Source organism: Haladaptatus rarus (assembly GCF_054177585.1).
In genome coordinates, this window is sequence record NZ_JBPEHG010000002.1 from 468,518 (window position 1) to 493,170 (window position 24,653).

Here is a 24,653-nt window from a genome sequence, read left to right on the forward strand (position 1 = left end):
TGGGGGTTGGAAAGAGAGGGGGGAGAGATCCATGAGTCCTCGCTCTCGGATGAATACTCACAGAAGGGTGACTGCATGAACGGCGACAGCGACTACGTCGAGGATGGTTCTGTCGTCGAGTCGAGTGGGCGACTCGAACTCATCGACCGCCTGAAAGGGAGTGAACTCACCGTCTTCGTCGGGGCAACCGTCGCCGTCGCGCTCTTTCCGTGGCTGTTCGTTCGCGCGCCGGTCGTCAGCGAACTGTTCGACGGCTACCAGGATCTGGCGTCGCTCATCCTCATCTGGGGTATCTTCGCCATGGGATTCAACCTCCTGCTCGGCTACACCGGCCTGCTGTCGTTCGGTCACGCCGCCTTCTGGGGGAGTGCGGCGTACGCCGCCGCCATCTTCAGTTCGACCGTTTCCGGAAGTCCCATCTTGATGGTGCTCGCGGGAACCGCCACCGCCGTCGTGCTCGCGTGGATACTCGGATTCATCTCGCTCCGCCGGGGCGGTATCTACTTCGCCATCCTGACGCTGGCGTTCGCCCAGATGGCCTACTACCTCGCACTCGCGCCGCTGTCGGGACTGACGGGCGGAGAGAACGGCTACACGGGTGTCGAGACGGGCGACCTCCTCGGAACGTTCCGACTCAGTTCGCCATCACCGGTGCTCGAACCCCTGCTGGGTAACTGGATGTACATCTTCATCGGAACGCTGACCGTTCTCAGTATCGTCGTCGCGTATCGCATCCTCCAGTCGCCGTACGGTATCGTCTTCCGCGCTATCCGGGAGAACGAACAGCGAGCAGAATTCGTCGGGCTGAACGTCTGGCGCTACAAACTGATGGCGTTCATCCTCTCGGGCGCATTCGCGGGCATCGCCGGGAGCCTCTTTACGATCCACGGGGCCTACGTTCCCGTCGAATCCCTGTACTGGACGACTAGCGGTGAGGTGGTTATCATGGCCGTCCTCGGTGGTGTCGGCTCGCTGTTCGGTCCTATGCTCGGTGCCGGGGTCTATCTCTACGTCGAGAACATCGTTAGTGGCTACCCCGGCTACGGCCAGTACTGGCATCTCGTTCTGGGACTCGTCTTCGTGTTCGTCGTCGTGCTCTTTCCACACGGCATCTGGGGTCTTTTCACCCGCATCACTTCCCGTCTCAGACGGTTGGTCGAGAGCAAGTAAATGCCGGACGGGAGATGACGAATCGGTTTAAATACAACGAAATAGATACTTACCGGCATTAGTGTGGGAATCATACATTACAACTGAATAGGAATGTATTACTAGAGAGTAGCTATTGGTACCTCTATATCTGATGAAAATAGATATTTTAATTATATGTTTGCATGAAATTACATGGAAACAATTATTAGTGTGAACTATGCTCTTGATAGTATGGCACATGGTGGCAAAGACCTAACTCGTCGAGATGTCGTGAAGATGACTGGTGTGGCTGGCACGGCTGGTGTCGCTGGACTCTCAGGCTGTCTGAGCGGTAGTGGTGGCGAGGGCGGTGGCAACGGTAACGAAGATTACCCGGCGCTCGGCAACTATCCCGTTGAGGGAGACAAAGTTACGTTCGGCTTCAACGTTCCACAGTCCGGCCCATACGCTTCGGAAGGCAAAGACGAACTTCGAGGGTACAAACTCGCGGTGGAACACCTGAACAACGGCGGTGGTTGGGTAGACGACTGGAGCGACCTCTCGGGCGACGGCATCCTCGACAAGAAGGTCGATTACGTCACCGGTGACACGGGAACCGACTCCGACCAGGCCCGCAAACAGGCGTCACGGATGATCAGCCGAGACAATGTCATGATGGTCTCCGGCGGATCGTCCAGCGCGGTCGCCATCGCGGTGCAGGGACTCTGTCAGAAGGAGAAGGTCATGTTCATGGCCTGTCTGACCCACTCCAACGATACGACGGGGAAAGACTGCAATCGGTACGGCTTCCGTGAGATGTTCAACGCTTATATGACCGGCCAGGCACTCGCGCCCGTGGTGACCAAAGAGTACGGCAAAGACCTCAAATTCTACCAACTGTACGCCGACTACAGTTGGGGGAAGACCCAGCAGGCGTCGATGAAGAAATTCTTCGAGGAAGCAGGTTGGTCACAGGTCAAGAGCGTGGCGACGCCACTGGGCACCAAAGACTTCTCGTCGTACCTCTCGGAAGCCGCGAACTCCGGGGCGGATGCCCTCTTCTTGAACCACTACGGCTTAGACGGTGCGAACTCCCTGAAAGGGGCGATCCAGGCGGGGATGAACGAGGACATGAAGATCGTGATGCCGCTGTACAACCGTCCGATGGCGCAGGCCGCAGGTGGTGCCATCGACGGCATCTTTGGCACCGTCGCCTGGGACTCCCAGATCGACAACGGACCGTCGAACTCGTTCACGAAATTCTTCGGAAAAAAGTACAGCGGACGGGTTCCGTCCGGCCCGGCACAGCTCGCGTACGCCCAGACGCTCCAGTACGCGGCGGCGGTCGAACGTGCAGAGACGTTCTACCCGCCGGAGGTCATCAAGCAACTCGAAGGTCACGAGTACAACAACCTCGGCATGGAGGGCGAACTGATGCGAAAGTGCGACCACCAGGCCCAGCGCGCGGTGCCGGTCGTGAAGGGACTGCCGAAGTCCGAACAGCAATCCGGTAAATACTTCGAGATCGTCGAAGTCACGCCCCGCGACAAACTCGGCTACGAGTGCGGGGAAGGGCCTGCGGCGGAGTGTGACCTCGGTTCGTACAAGTAAACGCCATCCCATCAAGGGATGCACACCAACGCTTATGTTCGGTAGAGTATGACTAACATAGACAATGGGACAGACAGTCACATGATAGATAGATATCGCAGGGAGGAGCAGTCGTGAGTATAGTTTCGCAACTGGCGACGGTCTTGCTGAACGGACTCCAGCAGGGAGCCATCTACGTACTGGTCGCTATCGGCCTTTCGATCATCCTGGGGACGCTGAAATTCGTCAACTTCGCCCACGGAGCGTTGTATCTTCTCGGGACGTATCTCGGATTACTCGTCACCCTCAACATTCGGATCGGCGACGGAAAACTCGCCGAGTGGGGGTTCGCGGAGATCGGTCTCGGCTGGGGATTCCTCCCCGCACTCATCATCGTACCGATAGTCGTGTTCGCGGTCGGATTACTGATGGAACGCTTCGTCGCTAGACCGTTCTACGACCGGCCCGACACCGATCAGATACTGCTCACGTTCGGTATCGCCATCGTCGTACAAGAGGCGTTCAAGATACTGTTCGGTGGCCAGAGCTACAACTTCGCGCGACCGAACTGGGCGTCCGGCCCCATCGCACTGCCACTGGTCGGAACCATCGGAAAGTGGCGGCTCTACGTCATCGCTATCACCGCCGTCCTCATCTTTCTCGTCTATCTGCTCATCGAATTCACGGACTTCGGTCTCGTCGTGCGCGCGGGCACTCGTGACGCCGAGATGGTTCGGCTCCTCGGTGTGAAAATTACTCGACCGTACCTCGTCGTGTTCGGGGTCGGCGCGGCACTCGCAGGAATCGCTGGCGTCGTCGGTGGGACGCTGTACGCCGTGAATCCGAACATCGGGATGGAGGTGCTCGTTCCCTCCTTCCTCGTCGTCGTCATCGGCGGCGTCGGAAGCATCAGGGGTGCGGTCGTGGGCGGTATCCTCATCGGACTCACTCTCTCCTCGCTGGTCGCGGTCGCTCCGCAGTGGTCACAAGTGGGCATCTACGTGCTCGCCGCGATCATCTTGCTGGCGCGACCACAGGGCTTGCTCGGCAACGAGGAGGTGACGCCATGACCGACGGCACTACCGACCAACCGACCGAGGACGGTGGTACGGTCATCGAAGCGGGAGACCTCCCGGTCTGGACGCGATTCGTCAGCGGTGAACGCTCGATAATCGTCCTTTCGACCCTCGTCGTCGCCGTCTTCCCGTGGTTGTTCGTGCAGGCCCCGGTCGTCAGCGACCTCTTGCGTGGCTACCAGTCGCTCGCGTCGCTCATCCTCATCTGGGGTATCTTCGCACTCGGATTCAACCTCCTGCTCGGCTACACCGGCCTGCTGTCGTTCGGTCACGCCGCCTTCTGGGGTGGTGCGGCCTACGCCGCAGGTATCTTCAGCGCCAGCGTGAGCGGGAGTCCGATCCTCGTCGTGTTGTTCGGGACGCTGTTCGCGGTGGTGCTGGCGTGGATACTCGGATTCATCTCGCTCCGCCGGGGCGGTATCTACTTCTCGATCCTGACGCTCGCGTTCGGCCAGATGGCATACTACCTCGCGCTCTCTCCACTTCAGGGCCTGACGAACGGCGAGAACGGGTTCACGGATGTCGCGGTCGGCAATCTCTTTGGCTTCCTCGATGCGTTCGCGGCGTTCGAATCCATCCCGCTCAACACGCCGATACCGTTCCTCGGCGACTGGCTGTACGTGTTCGTCGGCGTCACCACGATACTCTGTATCGCCGTCGTCGCCCGAATCCTCCACTCGCCGTATGGACTGGTGTTCAAGGCGATTCGGGAGAACGAACAGCGGGCATCGTTCGTCGGGCTGAACGTCTGGCGCTACAAACTGATGGCGTTCATCCTCTCGGGCGCGTTCGCGGGCATCGCCGGGAGCCTATTCGTCGTTCACGGCTCGTACGTTCCTGTCGAGTCCCTGTACTGGACGACCAGTGGCGAGATCGTCGTGATGACCGTCCTCGGCGGTATCGGCTCGATAGTCGGCCCGATGCTCGGGGCGGGAATCTACCTCTACGTCGAGAACGTCCTCAGTGGGAATCCCGCGATCCAACCCTACTGGCATCTCATCCTCGGTCTCATCTTCGTCGCCGTCATCGTGCTCTTCCCGGAGGGTATCTGGGGAGTCATCGAATCGGTTCGGGACACCGTCTTCGGTTCGTCGAACGAACCCGAACAGAAAGGAGGTGAGAACTGATGGCGCTGTTGGAGACTCGCGGCCTCACCAAGGAGTTCGGCGGTCTCGTCGCGGTCGATAACGTCGACCTCGATATTCAGGAAGACGAGCGTGTCAGCGTCATCGGCCCGAACGGGGCTGGCAAATCGACGCTCATCAACCTCATCACGCGGATGCTCGAACCGACGAACGGCGACATCCGGTTCAAAGGCGAGTCGATAACCGGTCTCGAACCCCACGACGTCGTCCAGTCTGGGGTCAGCAAGTCGTTTCAGACGGCATCCATCTTCCCGGATCTCACCGTCGAGGAGAACGCTCGCATCGCTGCACTCGCCGCCGAACACGGGTCGTTCCGGTTCAACTTCCTTCGTCACCAGAAACAGTATCCGGAGGTGGACAAGCTGACGCGCGACACCCTCGATTCGGTCGGCTTGCTCGGCCAGCGAGAGTCTCCTGCTGCCGACCTGCCGTACGGGGACAAACGCCGCCTCGAACTCGGCATCGCGCTCGCCAGTGAACCCGACCTGCTGTTGATGGACGAACCCACAGCAGGGATGTCACCCGAAGAGACCCACTCGACGGTCGAACTCATCGAACGAGTCAAAGAGGAACTCGGTCTCACCATCCTGCTCGTCGAACACGACATGGAGATCGTGTTCAACGTCTCCGACCGCATCGTCGTCCTGAATCGAGGCAGCGTCATCGCCGAAGGGACGCCGGACGAGGTACAGGGCGACCCACAGGTGCAGGAAGCGTATCTCGGAGGTGTCGAACTGTGACCTCCCGGGTGCATCCACGGTGGTCAGTGCGTTCGCGGAGGTGGTCGTCGTGAGCCTCCTCGACCTCGAAAACGTGGACGCGTACTACGGCGAGAGTCACATCCTGCGGGACGTGACGATGCGCGTCGAGGAAGGCGAGATCTGTGCGCTCCTCGGTCGAAACGGTGCGGGCAAGACGACGACGCTGCGGAGTATCGCCGGGGCACAGCCACCGAACGTGCGTGATGGGTCGATCCGGTTCAAGGACGAGACCATCACCGGGATGGATCCCGAAGACATCTCCGCACGCGGAATCTCGCTCGTCCCCGAAGAGCGCCGCGTCTTCCCCAATCTCACCGTCGAGGAGAACCTTCATCTCGCGGAAGTCGTCCGCAATCGGTCGAATACGGTCGGGCGCTCGATACCACAGGTCGAACACGTCGGCATGACGACCGAGGACGTGTACGACGAGTTCGAGCGACTTCGAGAGCGGCGCAGCCAGAAGGCGGGGACACTCTCGGGAGGCGAACAACAGATGCTCGCCATCGCCAGAGCGTTGAAACAGAGCACCGACCTGTTGATGCTGGACGAACCGTACGAGGGGTTGGCGCCCCAGATAATCGCCAACGTCGAAGACGCCATCCGACAGATCAGCGAATCCGGGACGACCATCCTCCTCGTCGAGCAGAACGCGGCAGCCGCGATCAAACTGGCCGACCGATGTTACGTCGTCGACCAGGGCGAGATCGTCTTCGATGGAACCGCAGACCAACTCAGAGACGACGAAGAGACGAGGGAGCGGTACCTTGGTGTCTGACGTCAGCGACCCGGATGCCCTGTTCGACGCACTCGTCGAAGAGGACGTGGTCACGGAGAACGGTACCGTCTCACTCACCGAGGATTTCGAGCATCGCTGGTCGATCTACTTCGACACCTACGCGGGTATCACCACGGAAGCGTTCGACGACGCCGTCGCCGAGACGTTCGAGATATCGACCGAAGAGGCCCGTGCCAGCGACCTGACTCGTGCGGAGTTCAGCTACTATCTCGCGCTTCGAGCGCACGTGGACGGCGAGTTTACGGGCGCAGAACTCGGGGTGATGGCCGACATGCTCGCCAACATCGGACCGTCCTCGCCAGTTCCCGACGACCTCCACGAACTTACCGACGAGACGTATCCCGACTTCCTCGCCGACAACCCCGACTGCGTCGTCTCGGTCTGGAAGCGCGATTGTGCGCCCTGCGAGTCGATCGCCGCCGACCTGACCCGAGTTCGAGCAGCGATTCCAGACGGGGTGTCCTTCGCTGGTCTCGATGGTGACGACGTCGTCGAGTTTCGCCGTGAGTTCGCGGTGGATTCGGCCCCGTCGTTCCTCTGTTTCAGAGGCGGTGAGCGTCGGGAGACCGTGACCGGAACCGACGGCATCGACGCGCTGGTCGAGACGCTACAGGCGGTCTATTCGTAACCCTCACCCAATCGTACTCCTCCCTTCCGCACCCCGACGTTCCGCCGTTTCCCACCCCGTCGTTCCGCTGTTTTTCAGTGCCGAATCTCGGGTGTGGCGGACATCGAGTCGAGAGTCTGGCGTAGAAACTGGTGACCGAAAACGAGTGTCTGAAGCGGTTCGTCTATCGCTGCCCCTCGCCTGCGACGAGCACCGGGCGGTGTGCGTTCAGGATGACCGACTGGGAGACGCTCCCGAACAGTGCTTTTCCAGCAGGTGAACGCTTGCGGCCACCGACACAGATGCAATCGACGTCGAGGTCTTCCGCGACGTCCAGGATGGTGTCTGCCGGGCTACCACTCGTCTCGTTCACGTCGGTCTCGATACCTGCGTCCTCCAGTATCTCCTGTGCTCGCCGGACACCCGCCACCTGCATGGCGGATGCGCCGCTGGGATTGTCGGTGAACGAGTAGAGGAGCGTGGCTTCGATTTCGGACTCGGACGCCGGAAGGTCGGCGACTGCATTTGCCTGTGCGACTGCGCGCGATTCGGTTTCGTCCAGTGCGACCAACACGTGGTACATGGTCGAACCTTGATGTGATTGGGCTTAGCCCTTGGGGTGAGCGTCATCGTAGCGCTCGGCGACGAACATGACGAGAAAGAGGAGCACGCCGAGGATCAGGCCGATGGTCACCATGCCGTAGGTCGCCAGCCCGAGCGACGTCGGCTGTAGCTCGAAAACGCCGAGCAGTTTGACGGGACGAAGGTCGTCCGGGCCGAACGCGCCGAGGAGCACGCCGACGAATCCCGCAAACGAGACCAACAGGACGTACAGCCCGACGACGAGCGACCGGCCTTCGAGTCGAAATGGCACAGATGGACCTTGCGACAGGGCAAGGATTAGCCTTTTCATCTCCACACGCCTAGGTCGAGTATGTCCGAAAAAGAACTACTCCTGGTCGTCCTCGGTGGCATCGCTGTGCTCATGTTTGCGATGGGTATCATCCTCGTAACGACCTGAAGACGAGAAAAACGAAGTAGTCTGATTATTGCTCTTCTTCGACCTGCTCGCCCCCGTCCGTGAGTGCGGTCTCTCGCTTCTGTTCGAACCAGGTCCACTCTTTCGAGAGCATGTCGTCGTCTCCGAGCTTCCACGGGTCGGCGGACTCAACATGCGGGCCTTCGAGCCACGACTGGACGATGTTCCAGACGAAGATGAGCTGACCGAACGCCATGATGAACGCGCCTGCGGTGGCGACCTGGTGCCACGTGGCGAACTGCGGGAGGTAGGTCGCATACCGTCGTGGCATCCCGCCGTATCCGAGGAACAGCATGGCGAAGAACGTCACGTTCGACCCGATCATGGTCAGCCAGAAGTGCCAGTGGGCGAGCGACTTCTGGTACATCCGACCGGTGAAGATCGGGAACCAGTAGTAGATGCCCGCGAAGCCGGCCACGGCGATTGCTCCCATCACGATGAAGTGGAAGTGGCCGACGACGTAGTAGGTGTCGTGGAGCACGAGGTCGACCGGAATCGACGCGACGAACACGCCGGTCACACCGCCGATGATGAAGTTCTGGACGAAGCCGATACAGAACAGCATCGGCGCGGTGAGACGCAGGCGCCCGTTCCACATCGTCGTGATCCAGTTGAACACCTTCACCGCACTCGGGATGGCGATGGCCAGTGACACTGCCATGAAGCTCGCTCGCAGACGCGGATCGATACCGGTTGCGAACATGTGGTGTGCCCAGACACCGAAGCTGAGCACGCCGATGGCGAGCGTCGAGTAGACGACGAACTTGAACCCGAACAGCTTTCGTCCCGAGAACCGCGGGAGGATGAGGCTAACCAGTCCCATCGGCGGGAGGACGAGGATGTACACCTCGGGGTGGCCGAAGAACCAGAACAGGTGTTGCCACAGGATCGGGCCACCTCCCTCGGCGGCGAAGAACGTGGTGGCGAAGTTCCGGTCGAGCAGGAGCATGATGAGCGCACTCCCGAGAAGCGGGAACGCGAACAGGATGAGGCCCGACTGCGTGAGGACGGTCCACGAGAAGATGTCGAGATCCGGCCAGCCGACGTCCTCACTGCGCTCGGTGAAGATGGTGGCGATGAAGTTTATCGCACCCATCGTCGCCGACACACCCGTCAGGTGCAGTCCGAGGAGCATCATATCGACACCCGCACTCGCCTGTGCCTGACAGGCGGCCCCGCTTGCACAGGACGACAGTGGCGTGTACATCGTCCAGCTCGTCTGCGACGGAGCGATTCCGGGAATGAAAAAGCCCCCCCAGATGAGGAGTGCTCCTGGCGGCAGGAGCCAGAACGCGATGGCGTTGATACGCGGGAACGCCATGTCGTCTGCGCCGATGAGTAGCGGGATGAAGTAGTTCGAGAACGCCGCGATGATAGGCGTCCCGAACAGGAACAGCATCGTGATGCCGTGCGTGGTGAGCAGTGCGTTGTAGAATCCGGCCTGGAACAGGTCGGCTTCAGGTGCCGCGAGTTCGGCTCGCATGAGAAGCACCGCGAGACCACCCCATGCGAAGGCGATGAGGCCGTAGGTTCCGTACAGCAGTCCGATGTCCTTGTGGTCGACAGTCGTCAACCAGCGGATGATTCCAGCAGGCTTCTCGTGATGTGCCTGCCCGGTTCTGTCTCCGTATCCGTAGCCCCCTCCGGTAAGAGGAGTGTAGGACCGCCAGTCCTCGATACGGGCGATGAACGTGGCGACCGCGAGTAAAAACACCCCCATTATGACGGTGAGCGCTATTTGCCCAGTAGCTGCCATGGGAGAGCGTCTGGACTACAGGGTAAAGAAAGGTTAGGTTACGGCTTTGAGGGAAACAGAAATGGTGCCATACGGTAGGTGTTATCAGACGACGTGGCAAATGTGCCCGGCATACGTATCGACGAGCGGGATGCGTGTGTAGGATTCGTAGCCGTGTAAACGGGCGTGTCGGTCAGTGTAGGAATCATCGACGAGTAACTGTCGAGCACGCCAGACCCGAGTCGCCATCGGAACTCCGATCTTTCTCGGATCTGTGTCGAACAGGAGGTGCGAAGAAACGGTCAGGCTCAGTCCGTGGTCTCGATCTTCTTGGCCGCGACGTAGGTCAACAATGCGAGCAGGACGAAGGGAACGACGATGAGTCCCCAGCCGATCACGTCGATGAACAGGCTTCCCGTCCACGGACTCAGAACGATGAAGAGGACGAGGAAGAACGCCATTATTCCGAGTGGGATGATGTTGACCGTCAGGTCGAGGATCGTTTCCCGGTCGAAGACACTTTCTGCCATAGTACGAGAACGTAGCAAACAGGGCGACAAATAGGTTAGTGATTCGGCTCAGACCGGTTCGGGTTGCCACAGCGACCCGGCGACCCCACCGACGAGCAGGACAGCACCCCCGATGAGGATGGCTGTCCCACGAAGCTGAACCGACCCAGTGGTCATCACCCATATCGCCCCACCGATGAGAAACGCGACGCCAGCCGAGACGACGAGCCCCTTCCACGGACTGCGGATGTATTCGGATTCGCGGAGGATTCCGACGACGCTTCCGACGAACATCAACATCCCGCCGACGGCGATGGGAAAAAGATACTCTGCCAACACGATGCCGACTTCGAACAGTGCGAGACCGAAGGCGACGAACAGCGGCCACGGACTGGATTTTCGGTACTGGTCTGAGAGTCCCGGTTGTTCGTCCATGCGCGTCGCTTAGGGCTTCAGTGGTTTGACCGTTGCGTCTCCCGTCTATTGGAGTTCGAGACGCGAGACACGGAAAATCGCATAGCTCACGAGCAGCGAGAACGAAAGAAGGAACGTAAACCGGTTCTAGACCACGGCGCTCCAGAACGGCTTGATGAGGAAGAAGATACTGTTGTATGCCGCGTACAGGAACACGACAACCGAGGCCGTGACAGCACCTTTCGGCTTGTTCAGTGGGACACCACGCCGCATCTCCACGGCGCGCGCTTCGACTTCGAAGAAGTCGGTGATGAACAGTCCGAGCACGAGCGTCGAGAGGACGATTCCCCCGTGGTGATGAAGGGTCAGGTAGTAGAACGCCGCGAGCACGAGAGCGACGTTCGACAGTTCGTGCGGAACCCAGCGGTCGAGCGTTTCACGGTCGTCGTCCGACGCCTGTTTCACGTAATTTCTGAACGCGAACTGCCGCGTCACCATGTTGACCAGAACGAGCGCGAGAACGACGAACTCCACGACAGGCTCGAGCATGTCGAGTGGCCCGAGTAGCGATAGGGGTTGCATGCCTGAAACTCAGTAGGACAGCGTATTATATTCTTTCCAATTCGCTCGCGCGACGCTTACGCAAAGAAACTCGAACTCGCTTCGACCTGGACGACCTCGACCGCGCCGTCGAACGCGATCTCGACCGATTCGTACGGATCGACTGGACACACTTCACGGTCGTCGGCGAGGAGCACTACCGCATCCTCGTCGCGTTCCACCGCGAGCGTGACGGGCCCGCTGAGTGCCCAGTCGTCGACGTGGATGGCGAACGGTGCAACGGGGACGACCGAGACGACGCCGGTTCCCAACTGGACGACTGGCCCGCCAGCGTCGCGCGCGTAGCCACGGCTCCCGGTGGGTGTTGCGACGACGACTGCGTCGGCTCGGAACTGGTCGACGAACTCACCGTCCGCGTGAACGCTGTATTCGGAGATTCTCGCGGGTTTGTTCGTCACCAGTGTCGTATCGAACAGTGCATCTGCGACGTGTTCGCCCTCGACCGACGCCGTGAGGAGCGGTCGTTCCGTCGTCGTCCACTCGTCTGCGAGCAGTTCGTCGATGGCCGATTCGATGGCCGATTCGGGGACGCTCTCCAGTCCAGACCCCGCATCGATTGGAAGGATCGGCACCGACACACCGGCCCGAACGAGGTCGGTAACGGCGGATTCCCCCATCGCGACGACGAGAGATGGGTTCGCGTCGAGGACGGGTTCCGGATCGTCGTCCACGGTCCGTTCGATATCGCGGAGTACGCCGTCTATTCGACCCGGGTCCGTCTCCTCTCCCGTCACGACCCCTATCCGCATCGTCTCACCCCCGTCTGGCGGTCGTTCGATTTCCTCATCACGTAAATCCTCTCGCCCCGACCTGAAAAGGGTACCGCGCTACTCGTCGTATGGCCAATCGCCGATTATCTTCATGCCCGCTGCCTGATCTTCGGCTTCGAGTGCGGCGGCGATCTCCTCTGGGTCTTTGTGTGCGACCTCGAACTCGTCGCTCGCGATGGACACCGTGAGGTCGGTGAGCAAGATGGCCTGTTCGCGGAGATCGCGGACTTCAATCTTGTCCAGCGTGTCGGCGAAGGTGTGCCCCCAGCCTCGGCCTTCGTCGCCCGTCTCGCTCATGACGTGATAGCCGGGAACACCCCACTGGACGAAGGGCCAGTGGTCGCTGTGTGGTCCCTGTTCGGGAATCGTCTTGATGGGGTGGTCGAACTTCTCCGCGATGTCGTTGACGGCCTCGTCCAATTCGTCGAAGCCGTGGGTGAAAAACGACAGCGTGCGCCCGCGAACGACGCCGTCGTTGTTCACGATGGCCTTGATGCTGTCGTGGTCGGTGACGGTCGCCATGTAGCTCGACCCGTCGAGTCCGACCTCCTCGGCTCCGAAGGCGACGAAGTGGATGCGCGTATCGAGTTCGTCTTCGCGCGCGGCGAGCGCACGAGCCATCTCGACGACCATGGCAGTTCCAGCGCCGTTGTCCATCGCTCCTTCTGCGATGTCGTGGGCGTCGACGTGGCTGGTGACGAGCACCTGCTCGTCGGTGTCCGGCCCGAGTTCTGCGTGGACGTTCTGACTGGTCGCGTCGTAGATTTCGGCGTCGACGTCGACCGTCACGTTCTCGCCTTCCCAGCGCCGAGCGAGACGTGAACCGACTTCTTTACTCACGCCGACTGCAGGGATGTCGCCGATAGGGTCGTTCTCGGTGCCGACGCTTCCGGTCGGTGGGAGACAGCCTTCGACGTGGTTGCGAAAGACGAAGGCTGCCGCGCCACCTTCTACCGCGTAGTAGTACTTCTCCCGGCGATGGATGAAGCGGTCGTAGTAATTCGGAACGTTCGAGGCGGCCATCACGACCTTCCCTTCGATGTCGGTGTCTTCGAAATCCGATGGCAGACCGTAGCCGAGGTCGACGAATTCCCCCGTCGCACTACCGGCCGGACTGCGGGGCAGGGCGATACAATCCTGTGTGGAATCGCCCGCCTGGATCGAACTGTCACCTCGTGTCCACCCCTGAACGTCGAACTCCTCCAGTCGGGCGTTTCGCGTGCCGACCGACTCGAGGGCGTCGCGAGTCGCCTCCGCGCCGAGTCGCTCGCCCTCGCTTCCCGCCATCCGGTCGCCGATATCGACGATCGTTTCGAGGAGATTCCATCCCGTGTCGCTCGTGAACGTCTGGCCGATCCACTCTGACATACGCCTACACGTCTCGTGGGGGCCGCCTAAGTGTTTCGTAACGTAACATCCCGACGATTCGTCGGTTATCGTCGTGTCACAGACCCTGAATTCGTCTGTTCGTAACCAGAGTATATATAGCAAGTAATAATTGTTGTCTATATTCTTTGTGTAGCGATGTTTTATAATGTATAAGACCGTTTCACTGATAGACAGTCGGAGTTACCCAAATATGGCCTCACAAGCACCAGATATGGCGCGCGTTGTTGGACTCGACGGAAGTGTCGAAAGGGATGTGAACCTCTCGGCAACCGACGTAGAGAACATGTATCGGTTGCAGGTACTCGCGCGCACGTTCGACCAGAAAGCAGTCTCACTTCACCGGCAGGGCCGGATCGGAACGTACGCGCCTCTGCAAGGACAGGAGGCGGCCCAGGTCGGTGCGGCCTACGCACTCTCCCCGGACGACTACTGCTTCCCGACGTACCGCGACCATGCGATCTACCTCACTCGCGGGCACACGATGCGGGACATCCTGCTTCATCTCTCCGGAGCGGGGAACTACGTCGACCGGGAAGACCCAGAGGGGCTTCGGACGTTCCCCCCGACGATTCCGATCGCCACGCAACTGCCCCACGCGGTCGGCATCGGGATGGGTGCGAAGTACAAGGACGACGACAGCGCAGTGCTGGCGAGTTTCGGCGACGGCGCGACCAGCGAGGGCGATTTCCACGAGGCGATGAACTTCGCAGGCGTGTTCGAGACGCCGACGGTCTTCTTCTGCCAGAACAACCAGTGGGCCATCTCGGTGCCGCGTGAGCGCCAGACCGCCTCGAAGACCATCGCGCAGAAGGCACAAGCGTACGGCTTCGAGGGTATCCGCGTGGACGGCAACGACGTGTTCGCCGTGTATCGGACGGTTCGTGACGCCCTCGAACGCGCGAAAGAGGGTGAACCGGTGCTCATCGAAGCCGTCACGTACCGACAGGGGGCACACACGACGACTGACGACCCCACGAAGTACCGGGACGAAGCGGAGGTCGAGGAGTGGGCGAAGAAGGACCCACTCGACCGTACCCGCGAGTATCTCGAATCGGAGTACGGCTGGACCGTCGAAGACGAGCAAGCACTCAGGGCGGAGGCAAAAGACCACGTCGCGGAGGCCGTCGAAGCCGCCGAAGCACACGAGGGATACGACGCTGACGCCATCTTCGACCACGTCTACGCGGACGAACACCCCCGATACGCCAGCCAGCGCGCTGCCGTCCCCGAGAATCCAGAAGTCGAACGGTAGTCGCCAGCACAGTTATGTGCAGGGCTGTGGTATCCGGCACGGGGTGTGAAAATGGAACGCCACGAACTCAGAACGGGGGAGTACGGTGCAGGAACGGAAGAGATAGCCGATATCGCCGAGATGGAGATCACCGAGCCGACGCTGACGTGGCTCGAGGTCTCGCGGCCACAACAGCCGATTCCGATCGGTGAAAACGATAGGGTACTCGATAGCTTCTTCAACGAACAACAGGACGTGTGGGAAGTGTTACTCGTCGCACTTCCCGAAGAGGATGAGGACGAAGAGTAGTTACAGCATGTCCTTCTGTTTCAGGCCCTCGATGAGGTCGTCGACGAGTGCGTCGACGTTGTCGTAGGGGAACTCCTGAACGTCGTTCATCTTCGTCGCCAGTTCCATCGCGGTGAAACTGGTGTCGCCTGCTTCGAAGCGAGTCCCCGGCCCGTTCGGGAGTGCCGGAACGAGATCCATCGGATTGGTCACTGGGAAGTCTGCGCCTTCGAATGCATCGTGGAACTGCTGTCGGAATTCTGCTTCCTTGTCGGCCATATCACTTCGTGTGTGTGTATCGGGCAAAAACGTTGTGGAACCACGATAAACAAGTTGTGAGTTTATACTCGATTGGTGGGGTTTATGCGACGGGGGGCAAGTGGTTCATCTATGGCGTTCGACTTCGATTTCGAACTACTGCGTGAACTGACCGAGACGAGCGGTGCACCGGGTTACGAAGACAGGATTCGGGAGATCGTCCGGAGAGAACTCGATGGGGAGGTAGACCAACTTCACACCGATGCGATGGGGAACGTCGTCGGAACGATAGAGGGTTCGAGCGACTACGCGGTCGCGGTCGCGGCGCACATGGACGAGATAGGATTCCTGGTGCGGCACATCGACGAGGACGGGTTCCTCGCCATCGACTCCCTCGGAGGATGGGATCCCCGCGTTCTTCGCGCCCAGCGCGTCACCGTCCACACCGAGGACGACGACCTGACGGGTGTCATCGGGTCGATGCCACCACACCTGCTGGACGACGACGAGGACGAACAGGATGTCGAAGACGTGTATATCGACCTTGGACTACCTGCCGAGGAGGCCCACGAGCGCGTGTCGGTCGGCGACCTCGTCACGATGGAGCAGACGACGACGCAGATCGGTGACCACGTCACCGGCAAGGCATTGGACGACCGAATCTGTCTGTTCGCTATGTTGGCGGCGGCGAAACGAATCGACGACCCCGACGTGACCATTCACTTCTGCGCGACGGTTCAAGAGGAACTCGGCGTTCGCGGCGCGCCCGCACTGGGCGTCGACATCGACCCTGACCTCGCCGTCGCGCTCGACGTGACGGTGGCGAACGACATCCCCAGTGTGAAAAAGGAGAAAGATTACGTCACTCGTCTCGGCGAAGGGACGGCGATAAAACTCAAGGACGGGAGCGTCGTCACGACGCCGAAAGTCCACCGTCGAATGCGGTCGCTGGCAGAGGAGCGCGATATCGCGCACCAACTGGAGATTCTGCCGTCCGGTGCGACCGACACCGCTGGCTTCCAGAACACCCACGGCGCGAAGCCCGTCGGCGCGATCTCGATCCCGACGCGCTACCTCCATACCGTGACCGAGAGCGCCCACGGCCATGACGTGACGGCGACCATCGATCTGCTCACTGCGTTTCTCGAAACCGAGTCCGGCGAGCACGATTACATGCTCTAATCCACCTTTTTCTGCGTCTGATCTATCTTCCTGGAAAAATCTGGACCAAAACCTCGGTGCTCCTTTCATTCCCCGCCGAGTCTGCTCGTTCGGTCGCGCTGCACCCTCACTTGCGGAAGGCGTATTGGTACTCTCCGCGAGCACAGCGACGAATCGACGAGTAAAACGAGTCGGTTCGAGTGATAGGCCGGTGATACAACCGCCAGAGGTCGACGAGCCACACAACTGCTGTGAATCAGCAGGTGACACAGCCGCCAGAGGCCGGCACACCCACCGGAAAATCGAAGATTTTCCGAGCCGAGGAGCGACCAACGGGAGTAACGAGTGCTTCTGGTCGACTTTTTACAGGGAGACGGTTCTCGATCGTGTGCCGTCGCGCGCGAGTACCCTCGACTGTCGTAATAGATCGTGGATAGAAGGTCGTAGTCAAACCAAAGTATTCAGTACCCACCAGTACCAAGCCTCGCCCATGACAGATGGGGAAGCGGACGAATCAGTCACTCGACGTGGATTTCTCCTCGGTTCTGCGGGTGCCGCAGCGGTCGGCGCAACCGGAACGGCAGCGGCCGCTGGAGAAGGAAGTTCCGAAGGAACGACCACCGGAGAGGGAGGTTCCGGCGGAGGCGGCGGAACGGAGACAGTGAAAGTCGGCCCCGGTGGCAATCTCACCTTCGAACCAGCCGAGTTGTCGATCTCACCGGGAACGACGGTGAAGTGGGTCTGGGAGTCGAACACCCACAACGTCGTCCCCGAGAGCCAACCCGAAGGGTCGAGCTGGAAGGGTTCGAAAGGTGGCGAGAGCAAGACGTACGATTCCGGACATACCTACTCACACACGTTCGACACGGAAGGCGAGTACGAGTACTACTGCTCACCGCACAAGAGCGCCGGGATGACCGGGACGATCTCGGTCGGCTCAGGCGGCGGTGGCGGTCATTCGTCCGAGCCAGCGATTCCGTCGAGTGCGAAGTCGATCGGCGTCGCCACCTCTGCCACGCTGGTGTTCACGCTCGGACTGGCGTACTTCTTCATGAAGTTCGGCGGCGACTACGGCGAGTTAGAGCAGTAACTACGCCGCATCGTCCGGCGTATCGAAGTCGTGGAATGCGCGGCCTTTCTCCGCACTCAAGATATCCAGCCCTGCGGCCGCACCGCCACCGACCGAGATGGCAGCCTGGATCTTGTCGGCGCGGGCAGTCCAGCCGGCGGCGTAGACGTTTTCGACCGTCGTCGTGTTGTCCATATCGACTTTCACGGTGTCGTCGTCGTTCAGTTCACAGCCGAGTGCGTCGGCCATCTCGCGTGACCGACCTGTGGTGAAGACGACGTAACGAGCATCGTACTCCCCTGAATCGGTGGAGATGGAGAATCCGTCGTCCGTCGCCTCGACTGCGGTTACCTCCTCGCCTTGCTTTCGCTCCGCGCCGTGGTCGTCTACTTGCCCACGGGCGATCTCCATGAACTCGTCGCCCCCGATGCTCTCGATGCCGAGATAGTTGAACAGGTGAGCGGCGTGCATCGCTGTCTCGTCCGTATCGAAGACGACGGTATCGAGGCCGTTCTTCGCGGTGAACAGTGCAGCACTCAGTCCGGCGGGACCACCGCCGATGACGGCTACGTCTGACATACGGTGGCAAGTACCATGGAAACGTGCTTAAAGCTCATCGCTCCAGCAACTCCTTCGTCTTTCGGTGACGATACCGGAACATCGGTTCGAAACCGACCTTTGCCAGCGGACTGCCCGCCGCACCGAGGACAGGGAATCGGTAGTCCACCCGGTCACGAACCAGCGTTCGCCCGTCACCAGCGTAGAAGAGGTGGGTGTGCCGCCACTCGGGAAACGGGCCATCCCGCATCACGTCTCGAAACGATGCCGAGCCGTCGCCTTCTTCTCGCTGGGTAATCTCGGACACCCACCGCTGACGTGGGCCAACGTCGAAGGGACGAAGGGACATCCGTATCTCGGTTCCCCGTTCCAGCACCGCCGGATTCGGTTTACCGTCCGGCCCGCGAATCCCTTCGACTCGGAGATGCATCCACTCGGGGGTGAGAGCCTCCAGCCCGTCTATCGTCGAGTGAAAGCGCCACACGTCCTCGAACGGTGCGTCCACCCAGACCGCACGCTGGTAGGTTGCCATCGTCGATATTTTCGTCGCTGCCGTATTGGGTCTTGTGTGCAGTCGGTGAGACGACGATTTATTTGGCCTCGCCACCCACGTCGATGGGATGGTCACCATTCGTCTCGCGACGGAAAGCGACGCGCCACAGATCGCGGCCATCTACGAACCCATCGTCCGAGAGACGGTCATCTCGTTCGAGACCGACCCGCCGGACGAAACGGAGATGGCAGACCGAATCTCCGCGACGCTCCCGACCTATCCGTGGCTCGTCTGTGAGCACGACGGTGAGACCCTGGGTTACGCCTACGCGAGTTCTCATCGGAGCCGAGACGCCTACCAGTGGTCGGTCGACGTGTCGGTGTACGTTCGCGCCGACCATCGCCGTTCGGGTGTCGGACGCGGACTCTACGAATCGCTGTTCGCGCTTCTTCGACCACAGGGGTTTTACAACGCCTATGCCGGAATCGCGCTTCCCAATCCGGCCAGTGTCGGACTTCACGAATCGATGGGGTTCGAGCAGGTCGGTGTGTATCGAAACGTCGGATACAAAAACGGAGCGTGGCACGACGTCGGCTGGTGGCAGCTCAGATTTTCTCTAGGAACCTCCGCGACATCTGCCGACTCCGACACACCACCTGATCCCGACCCACCATCACCACTGACCGAGTTAGACACGAAAACACGAACCGCAGCGATAGAACGAGGATTGCGGTCGATACAGGTCACTTGAGATACTGGTTCAGTGAGACGCGAGTTACTTGAGACGCTCTTGCAGGAACGAGGGATGTGCCGCCGAAACGCCATCGATAGTGAGAATCTGGTCGCTTATGACGCCCCCGACCGCGTCACCGTTCGGTGCGCGAACCTCCGCCATCAGCATATGGTCGCCGCTGCACGTGTACAGCGTTTCGATGTCCTCCAGTTGTTTGAGCGACCGTGTCGCCTCCACGTAGCGTTCGCTCTCTACGTCGATACCGACGAGCGCGATGCTCTGACTGGAGAGCTTCTTCGGGTCTACTTCTGCCGAATAGCCGACGATGACGCCTTCGTCTTCGAGTTTATCTATGTACTTTCTTACAGTTGGCTTCGAAACCCCCGCACGGTCGGCGATCTCCGAATATGACGCCTGTGCGTCGTGTTCTAAAACACGGAGGATACGGTCTTCCGTCGATTCAGTACTCATGTCACCCGACTATTTCCCGCACAGGAAAAAATACCTTGCGAAGTAGAAAACACATTGTCGGGCACGAAAAGGTTGGACGAACGACCGGGAGAAGCGAAACGATGTTTACTTGTGACGGTCGAGCAAGTCGTAGCTTCGTTCCCAATCGTAGTCGTCGTCGAAGTACCGCTCTGCAAGCGGCGTCTCGGGCATGTCACCCGTGGCCTGCTTCTCCTGCTGGTAAGACGGGCGCTCGCCGTCAATGTAGAACCGACCGGTGAGCACCGTCCCCTCATAGAGGGCATCTTCAGCTTCGTGCATCATTTCGGATGCCTCGCGTCGGTCGTTCACGTCGAAGTCGTAATCGTCGCTGTCCTGCACGTCGATGTACGGGACGTACTGCTTCGCGTCCTTGTTCCACGTCGGACACTGCGTGAGGAAGTCCACGTGTGCGAACCCGTCGTGTTCCATCGCTTCGGCGAGGATCTCCTTCGCCTGGTTCGGGTTGACCGCCGCTGTTCGTGCGACGTAGCTTGCGCCCGAGGTGAGCGCGAGCGACAGGGGTCGAATCGGACTCTTTGCACTGCCGTGTGGCTGGGTCTTCGACTTGTGACCCTTCGGCGACGTGGGCGACGTCTGGCCCTTCGTCAGTCCGAAGATCTCGTTGTCGAAGACGATGTAGGTCATGTCGTGGTTCTCGCGCGCGGTGTGCATGAAGTGGTTTCCGCCGATCCCGTAGCCGTCACCGTCACCGCCAGCGGCGATCACTTCGAGGTCTGGGTTGGCGAGCTTGGCCGCACGTGCCACCGGCAGGGAGCGCCCGTGGATCGAGTGGAAGCCGTAACTCTGGAAGTACGACGACAGCTTCCCGGAACAACCGATACCCGTGACGAGAAGCGTCTCATCTGGCGTCCGACCGACTTCGGGCATGGCCTGTTTCAGCGCCTTGAGGACGCCGAAGTCACCACAGCCAGGACACCACGTTGCCTGCGGTTCGAGGCTTGGTGTGAACTCGTTCGAATCGATCTCTCGTTCTTCACCGATCGCGTTGAATACACTCATTTTCAGTCACCCGTTGCTGATTCGATGCGCGTGTTGTGCGCAAGCTCGGCACTTCCGTCGAGCTGCGATTCGAAGCCGCGTACGATATCGGTCGGCTCGAACGGGTTGCCGTCGTATTTCAGCAGGCTGAACAGCTTTTCACCGTGCTGCCCCGTCTCGCCCTGGATATGCCTGCGGAACTGTGCTGTGGCGTTCATCTCGACGACCAGCGCCTCGTCTACGTCTGCGAGGAACTCGTTGACCTGGTCTTTCGGGAATGGAACCATGTCGCTGACGTTCATCGCCTTGACCGAGTGCCCGTCGTCGTTCAGCATGTCGACTGCTTCCTCGACAGCACCTTTCGTGCTCCCGAAGTTGAGGATCGCGTAGTCGGCGTCATCTGTGCCGTACACGGTCTGGTGAGACTCGTCCATCGCGTCGAGTTCATCGCGGATGGCTTCGAGTTTCGACATCCGGCGGTCCATCTGCGTGACGCGGTTGTCCGCGTCCTCGCTGATGTGACCCGCCTCGTTGTGCTCGTTCCCGGACGCAAGGAAGTTGCCTCCCTTCTGGCCCGGCAGGGAACGTGGGCTGACACCATCTTCGCCGTCGTAGCGATATCGTTTGAATCGACCTGCGAGACGTTCTCCTGCCTCGATATCCTCTTCGGTCACGACCTTTCCGATGTCCGGGTTCGGGTCCCGGTCGAACACCGACTCCGGAACCGTCTCGTGTCCACCGGAGAGCTTCTGGTCGTAGAGGATGATGGACGGAATCTGGTAGTTGTATGCGATCTCGAACGCCTTGCGCGTCTGGATGTACGATTCGCGTGCGTCACCCGGTGCGAAGACGACGCGGTTCGAGTCACCTTGACTCGTGTACAGGACGTGTTCGAGGTCACCCTGTTCGGGTTTCGTCGGCATCCCCGTCGAAGGTCCTGCTCGCATCGACTCTACGAGGACGATGGGTGTCTCGGTGATCTCGGCGAGACCGAGTGGTTCGGACATGAGTGCGAATCCGCCGCCGGACGACCCACTCATCGCCTTCGCGCCAGCGTGGCTCGCACCGATGGCGAGTGCGGCGGCAGCGATCTCGTCCTCCACCTGCTCGGAGATGCCACCGAGGTCGGGGAGATGCTGGGTCATGATGGTAAACACGTCTGTCCACGGCGTCATCGGGTAGCCCGCGATGAACCGACAACCTTCGTCGATGGAACCGTACGCGATTCCGTGGCTACCGGAGATGAGCACCTGCTCTTCGTCGTGCTCGCTCTCGGGTACGGTCACGCCGACGTCCGTGTCGTAGTTCTCTTTGACGTCCTCGTAGGCCTCCCGAAGGATTTCGATATTGGGTTCGAGGATCTTCTCTGGCATAGCCTCGCTCATCAGTTCCTCGACGACGTCGAGGTCGAGACCGATGATGGCGCACGTCGCACCGACACCGGCGGTGTTTCGCATGACTTCTCGCCCGTGTTTCTTGGCGAGTTCGCGGAGATCGAGGTCGAAGACGTGCCAGTTGTTCTCCTCGACTCGTTCTTCGAAGTTCGGGATGTCGTCAGTGTCGAGCAGTCCAGCGTCGTAGATGATGACGCCACCTTCTCGGAGTTCGTCCAGGTTCTCCGAGAGCGGTTTGACCTCTTCGTTGCCGTAGTAGGCTTCTTCCTGTGGATTTCGCGCGAAGCTGTCACCGAGTGCGAGGAGGAAATTATAGTTGTCTCCTCGTGATTTCACCTCGTAATCCGCCGCGCGAATCTCCACGTAGGTGTGGCCGCCGCGAATGCGCGACGGATAATGCCGATGCGTGAATACGTTCAGCCCCGAGCGCATCAGGGCCTTTGCGAAGTTCTGGCTCGTCGAGTCGATCCCGTCCCCGGAACCTCCTGCGATACGCCAGATTAGTTCTTGATCCGTCATAATTACAACTCCTGGCCTTCCGGGCCTAGTGGCTAAGAGTTGCATCGCAAGATGGTAAAGCCTTTGCCATAGATTAGCAAGCATCTATCGTTATAGATGGGTTCTAACTACTGATTTCGAGCGAATCGATGAGAGAAATGTCTTGTTTATTAATGACTCCCCGATATCTAATGTACATTCCTCCGCTAGGAAGCTCAACGAACACGATGGTGCGCTTGACCAAGTGGAGTTCGTCGGTAAAGCCGAAAAGCAAACGAAGATGTGGAACGAGTCGTATCAACCAGTTCGATCGACGTGGATGGACGACCACTACCGGTACAAAAACAGCACCTACTCCAAGAGTTTCGGCGAAAAGCTCAGCGGTGGTCGCGACATCGCTGGCGTCCCCGCAGCATATCCGGTACTCGCCATACTCGGTGTCGTCGTCGCCTTCCGGCGCCTACGATAGCGTCTCACTGACACCTACTGGCTTTTCTTTTCGTCTTTCGTCCGGATAATCTCCCGCATGTTGATGTAGATGTCTCGCGGCGTGGTCTCCTCGGCGGGGTCGAACAGATCGCTGATCCGGTAGAGGATCGCGGCGAGGAGTTTGCTCTCGCTACTTTCCCCGCGGATGTCGTCAGCGATCTCGCGGAGCGTCTCCATCTGATCTTCGTCCGGTTCGAACGACTCCGTTTCAGGTTGCATAGATTATTCTTCTCGCTGTTTCTGGCGATTGATGATGCCGACGTTGTTGGCGACGTTCTCGGTCAGGAGGCGGAAGGCATCACCCGTATCGTCGTCGTCGTCCAGGACGATGGGTGTCCCCTCGTCACCACCGGTTCGCACTGATGGGTCGAGTGGGACGGCACCGAGGAACGGCATGTCGTATTCGTCGGCGAAGGCCGCACCGCCGCCGCGCCCGAAGATGTCGTGTTCACCCCCACAATCGGGACATTTGAACGTGCTCATGTTCTCTGCGATGCCGAGGACGGGCGTCTCGTGTTTGCCGAACATCCGAAGTCCTTTCTCTGCGTCGTCGAGCGCGACCCGTTGTGGCGTGGTGACGATGACCGCCCCCGTGACGGGCACGCTTTGAAGAAGAGTGAGTTGTGTGTCGCCGGTTCCGGGTGGAAGATCGACGACCATGTAGTCGAGTTGCCCCCATTCGACGTCTTCCCAGAGCTGCGTGAGCACCTTATGAACCATCGGTCCTCGCCAGATGACGGGGTCGTCTTGCCCGGTGAGGAATGCCATACTCATCAGCTTCACACCAAACTTCTCCGGTGGGACAAGCTTCCCTTCCTCGGTCGCTTGCGGGCGCTCGTCTGCATCGACCATCCGTGGGACGTTAGGACCGTAGACGTCTGCATCGAACAGTCCGACGCGAGCCCCGAGTTTCGCTAATCCAGCAGCGAGATTGACGGCGATAGTACTCTTTCCGACACCGCCTTTTCCTGACGCGACGGCGATGACGTTTTTGACGCCTGGAAGTACCTGTTCGTCCGAAGCGAGATTGCTATCGACTCGTGCCGAGAGCTCGGATTCGAGTCCTTGGTCAGCGAGAACTTCGCGGACACGATTTGCGATCTCGCTCTCGTGTGGGGCATACGGTGCACCGAGGGCGAGTGAGATCCGTACGCTCTCGTCTTCGACCGTGATGTCGTTTACGAGGCCGAGAGAGACGATGTCCTCGTCGAGGTCGGGGTCTGTAACAGCGCGGAGGAGTTCTCGAACGTCAGCTTCGTCCATGATGACGGCTAGGGTTCGACTTGTCGATAAGACTTGTGAACTGGACGAATTCGTAGCAGTTGATGGTTGCCCTCTCAAGCTGGAGTAACCAATTTCGGTTACGTATCGGGTGGTGTCTCCCACGAGTTTATGAATACTCGTCCG

General features: G+C 59.9%; 30 protein-coding genes. 13 read left to right on the forward strand and 17 right to left on the reverse strand.

Going from position 1 to position 24,653, the window contains the following annotated elements:
* Positions 1-75 precede the first annotated feature (75 nt).
* The 7 genes from ACR3FE_RS07675 (at position 76) to ACR3FE_RS07705 (ending at position 7,127) form a co-directional block, all read left to right on the forward strand.
* On the forward strand, positions 76-1,170 hold the full coding sequence (locus tag ACR3FE_RS07675; RefSeq protein ID WP_458206487.1) for a branched-chain amino acid ABC transporter permease: 1,095 nt from the start codon (positions 76-78) through the stop codon (positions 1,168-1,170).
* A 213-nt stretch (positions 1,171-1,383) separates the two neighbouring features.
* Positions 1,384-2,742 carry a substrate-binding protein gene (locus ACR3FE_RS07680; RefSeq protein ID WP_458206488.1) on the forward strand — a complete coding sequence of 453 codons (1,359 nt, stop codon included), beginning with the start codon at positions 1,384-1,386 and terminating at the stop codon, positions 2,740-2,742.
* A gap of 113 nt (positions 2,743-2,855) precedes the next feature.
* Complete coding sequence (locus tag ACR3FE_RS07685) at positions 2,856-3,791, forward strand: branched-chain amino acid ABC transporter permease (protein WP_458206489.1); 936 nt, start codon at positions 2,856-2,858, stop codon at positions 3,789-3,791.
* Positions 3,788-4,924, forward strand: coding sequence for a branched-chain amino acid ABC transporter permease (locus ACR3FE_RS07690; RefSeq protein ID WP_458206490.1), 1,137 nt, complete (start codon positions 3,788-3,790; stop codon positions 4,922-4,924). Before ACR3FE_RS07685 ends, ACR3FE_RS07690 begins: the two co-directional genes overlap by 4 nt.
* Positions 4,924-5,682, forward strand: a complete 759-nt coding sequence (locus tag ACR3FE_RS07695) for an ABC transporter ATP-binding protein (protein ID WP_458206491.1) — start codon at positions 4,924-4,926, stop codon at positions 5,680-5,682. The genes ACR3FE_RS07690 and ACR3FE_RS07695 overlap by 1 nt, the downstream gene beginning before the upstream one ends.
* Positions 5,683-5,731: 49 nt before the next feature.
* The gene (locus ACR3FE_RS07700; RefSeq protein ID WP_458206734.1) at positions 5,732-6,478 is read left to right on the forward strand and encodes an ABC transporter ATP-binding protein; all 747 of its coding nucleotides are present in this window, start codon (positions 5,732-5,734) and stop codon (positions 6,476-6,478) included.
* Positions 6,471-7,127, forward strand: a complete 657-nt coding sequence (locus ACR3FE_RS07705) for a thioredoxin family protein (protein ID WP_458206492.1) — start codon at positions 6,471-6,473, stop codon at positions 7,125-7,127. Before ACR3FE_RS07700 ends, ACR3FE_RS07705 begins: the two co-directional genes overlap by 8 nt.
* Positions 7,128-7,290: 163 nt before the next feature.
* Here the strand turns inward: ACR3FE_RS07705 and ACR3FE_RS07710 are convergent, their stop codons facing one another.
* The 9 genes from ACR3FE_RS07710 to ACR3FE_RS07750 form a co-directional block, all read right to left on the reverse strand.
* On the reverse strand, positions 7,291-7,689 hold the full coding sequence (locus ACR3FE_RS07710; protein ID WP_458206493.1) for a universal stress protein: 399 nt from the start codon (positions 7,687-7,689) through the stop codon (positions 7,291-7,293).
* A gap of 24 nt (positions 7,690-7,713) precedes the next feature.
* Complete coding sequence (locus tag ACR3FE_RS07715; RefSeq protein ID WP_458206494.1) at positions 7,714-7,980, reverse strand: DUF7520 family protein; 267 nt, start codon at positions 7,978-7,980, stop codon at positions 7,714-7,716.
* A 172-nt stretch (positions 7,981-8,152) separates the two neighbouring features.
* On the reverse strand, positions 8,153-9,865 hold the full coding sequence (gene ctaD, locus ACR3FE_RS07720; RefSeq protein WP_458206735.1) for a cytochrome c oxidase subunit I: 1,713 nt from the start codon (positions 9,863-9,865) through the stop codon (positions 8,153-8,155).
* Between the two features lie 120 nt (positions 9,866-9,985).
* On the reverse strand, positions 9,986-10,129 hold the full coding sequence (locus tag ACR3FE_RS07725) for a hypothetical protein (RefSeq protein WP_458206495.1): 144 nt from the start codon (positions 10,127-10,129) through the stop codon (positions 9,986-9,988).
* Between the two features lie 59 nt (positions 10,130-10,188).
* On the reverse strand, positions 10,189-10,410 hold the full coding sequence (locus ACR3FE_RS07730) for a DUF6684 family protein (protein WP_458206496.1): 222 nt from the start codon (positions 10,408-10,410) through the stop codon (positions 10,189-10,191).
* Positions 10,411-10,458: 48 nt separating this feature from the next.
* On the reverse strand, positions 10,459-10,824 hold the full coding sequence (locus ACR3FE_RS07735; RefSeq protein WP_458206498.1) for a DUF7541 family protein: 366 nt from the start codon (positions 10,822-10,824) through the stop codon (positions 10,459-10,461).
* Positions 10,825-10,950: 126 nt separating this feature from the next.
* Positions 10,951-11,385 (reverse strand): DUF7313 family protein, encoded by a 435-nt coding sequence (locus ACR3FE_RS07740; RefSeq protein ID WP_458206499.1) that lies wholly within the window; start codon positions 11,383-11,385, stop codon positions 10,951-10,953.
* Between the two features lie 56 nt (positions 11,386-11,441).
* Positions 11,442-12,173, reverse strand: a complete 732-nt coding sequence (locus ACR3FE_RS07745) for an NAD(+)/NADH kinase (protein WP_458206501.1) — start codon at positions 12,171-12,173, stop codon at positions 11,442-11,444.
* Between the two features lie 78 nt (positions 12,174-12,251).
* A complete protein-coding gene (locus ACR3FE_RS07750) occupies positions 12,252-13,562 on the reverse strand; it encodes a M20/M25/M40 family metallo-hydrolase (RefSeq protein ID WP_458206502.1) in 1,311 nt (436 codons plus the stop codon).
* A gap of 211 nt (positions 13,563-13,773) precedes the next feature.
* On the opposite strand from ACR3FE_RS07750, the gene pdhA reads away from it, so the two are divergent.
* Together pdhA and ACR3FE_RS07760 are read left to right on the forward strand one after the other, a co-directional pair.
* On the forward strand, positions 13,774-14,835 hold the full coding sequence (gene pdhA / locus ACR3FE_RS07755; protein WP_458206504.1) for a pyruvate dehydrogenase (acetyl-transferring) E1 component subunit alpha: 1,062 nt from the start codon (positions 13,774-13,776) through the stop codon (positions 14,833-14,835).
* Between the two features lie 51 nt (positions 14,836-14,886).
* Positions 14,887-15,123, forward strand: a complete 237-nt coding sequence (locus ACR3FE_RS07760) for a hypothetical protein (protein WP_458206505.1) — start codon at positions 14,887-14,889, stop codon at positions 15,121-15,123.
* On the opposite strand, the gene ACR3FE_RS07765 is transcribed toward ACR3FE_RS07760, so the two are convergent.
* Positions 15,124-15,381 carry an MTH865 family protein gene (locus ACR3FE_RS07765; RefSeq protein WP_458206506.1) on the reverse strand — a complete coding sequence of 86 codons (258 nt, stop codon included), beginning with the start codon at positions 15,379-15,381 and terminating at the stop codon, positions 15,124-15,126.
* Between the two features lie 111 nt (positions 15,382-15,492).
* Between ACR3FE_RS07765 and ACR3FE_RS07770 the strand changes: the two genes are divergently transcribed.
* Together ACR3FE_RS07770 and ACR3FE_RS07775 are read left to right on the forward strand one after the other, a co-directional pair.
* Positions 15,493-16,542: a M42 family metallopeptidase gene (locus ACR3FE_RS07770; RefSeq protein WP_458206507.1), complete on the forward strand. Its 1,050-nt coding sequence runs from the start codon at positions 15,493-15,495 to the stop codon at positions 16,540-16,542.
* 469 nt (positions 16,543-17,011) lie between these two features.
* Positions 17,012-17,611: a plastocyanin/azurin family copper-binding protein gene (locus ACR3FE_RS07775; protein WP_458206508.1), complete on the forward strand. Its 600-nt coding sequence runs from the start codon at positions 17,012-17,014 to the stop codon at positions 17,609-17,611.
* Here ACR3FE_RS07775 and ACR3FE_RS07780 read toward each other — a convergent pair whose 3' ends face one another.
* Positions 17,612-18,169: an NAD(P)/FAD-dependent oxidoreductase gene (locus ACR3FE_RS07780; RefSeq protein ID WP_458206509.1), complete on the reverse strand. Its 558-nt coding sequence runs from the start codon at positions 18,167-18,169 to the stop codon at positions 17,612-17,614.
* 34 nt (positions 18,170-18,203) lie between these two features.
* Complete coding sequence (locus ACR3FE_RS07785; RefSeq protein ID WP_458206510.1) at positions 18,204-18,680, reverse strand: SRPBCC family protein; 477 nt, start codon at positions 18,678-18,680, stop codon at positions 18,204-18,206.
* Positions 18,681-18,768: 88 nt separating this feature from the next.
* Here ACR3FE_RS07785 and ACR3FE_RS07790 point away from each other — a divergent pair, with 88 nt between their 5' ends.
* Positions 18,769-19,392 (forward strand): arsinothricin resistance N-acetyltransferase ArsN1 family B, encoded by a 624-nt coding sequence (locus tag ACR3FE_RS07790; protein ID WP_458206512.1) that lies wholly within the window; start codon positions 18,769-18,771, stop codon positions 19,390-19,392.
* A gap of 24 nt (positions 19,393-19,416) precedes the next feature.
* Here ACR3FE_RS07790 and lrpA1 read toward each other — a convergent pair whose 3' ends face one another.
* From lrpA1 to ACR3FE_RS07805, 3 genes are all read right to left on the reverse strand, one after another.
* Positions 19,417-19,845 carry an HTH-type transcriptional regulator LrpA1 gene (lrpA1, locus tag ACR3FE_RS07795; protein WP_458206513.1) on the reverse strand — a complete coding sequence of 143 codons (429 nt, stop codon included), beginning with the start codon at positions 19,843-19,845 and terminating at the stop codon, positions 19,417-19,419.
* Positions 19,846-19,950: 105 nt separating this feature from the next.
* On the reverse strand, positions 19,951-20,886 hold the full coding sequence (locus tag ACR3FE_RS07800) for a thiamine pyrophosphate-dependent enzyme (protein ID WP_458206514.1): 936 nt from the start codon (positions 20,884-20,886) through the stop codon (positions 19,951-19,953).
* Between the two features lie 2 nt (positions 20,887-20,888).
* Positions 20,889-22,778: a 2-oxoacid:acceptor oxidoreductase subunit alpha gene (locus ACR3FE_RS07805; protein WP_458206515.1), complete on the reverse strand. Its 1,890-nt coding sequence runs from the start codon at positions 22,776-22,778 to the stop codon at positions 20,889-20,891.
* A gap of 223 nt (positions 22,779-23,001) precedes the next feature.
* Here ACR3FE_RS07805 and ACR3FE_RS07810 point away from each other — a divergent pair, with 223 nt between their 5' ends.
* Entirely contained in the window at positions 23,002-23,226 is a 225-nt protein-coding gene (locus ACR3FE_RS07810; protein ID WP_458206516.1) for a hypothetical protein, read from the forward strand.
* 14 nt (positions 23,227-23,240) lie between these two features.
* On the opposite strand, the gene ACR3FE_RS07815 is transcribed toward ACR3FE_RS07810, so the two are convergent.
* Positions 23,241-23,465 carry a DUF7976 family protein gene (locus tag ACR3FE_RS07815; RefSeq protein ID WP_458206517.1) on the reverse strand — a complete coding sequence of 75 codons (225 nt, stop codon included), beginning with the start codon at positions 23,463-23,465 and terminating at the stop codon, positions 23,241-23,243.
* Positions 23,466-23,468: 3 nt separating this feature from the next.
* Complete coding sequence (locus tag ACR3FE_RS07820; protein WP_458206518.1) at positions 23,469-24,509, reverse strand: Mrp/NBP35 family ATP-binding protein; 1,041 nt, start codon at positions 24,507-24,509, stop codon at positions 23,469-23,471.
* Positions 24,510-24,653: the final 144 nt, after the last annotated feature.